At 68.5% G+C, this 390-nt stretch carries 1 protein-coding gene; it reads right to left on the bottom strand.

Annotated elements, in window-relative coordinates:
* A partial coding sequence (locus tag ADK65_RS02955; RefSeq protein WP_324614238.1) for a glycoside hydrolase family 48 protein occupies positions 1-390 on the bottom strand: 390 nt, incomplete at both ends.

Below are 390 nucleotides of genomic sequence, written 5' to 3'. Positions count from 1 at the left end.
GAGGCGTCACCGGTGAACAGGTCCAGATAGCCGTTCTTGCCGCCGTACTTGAAGGCGTCGCAGGTCGGCTGCGGCACCGTCTCCCACACCGACTCCTGCGCGCCGCGCTGGAAGGTGTTGATGTACGACGGGCCGGTGTCCGAGGGGCCCGCCTCGCACTTGCCGGGTGCGTTGCCGTAGCCGTAGACGTTGTCGACGTCCTGCAGCCAGTGCATGCCGTAGACGTCGTCCGTGCCGTAGGCCGACTTCAGCTCGCCCGCGATCGGGTCGCGGCCGACCGGCACACCGCCGTCGAGCTTGGCCGGGTACTCGTTCGGCGTGTCCAGCTCGGGCGCGTACGTGGCCGGCTTGGAAGCGTTGTAGAAGGAGTTGGTCGGCTGGTCGGCGTGG

The organism is Streptomyces sp. NRRL B-1140, from assembly GCF_001280065.1.
Taxonomy (GTDB): domain Bacteria; phylum Actinomycetota; class Actinomycetes; order Streptomycetales; family Streptomycetaceae; genus Streptomyces.
This window is presented reverse-complemented; position numbering and strand designations above follow the sequence as displayed.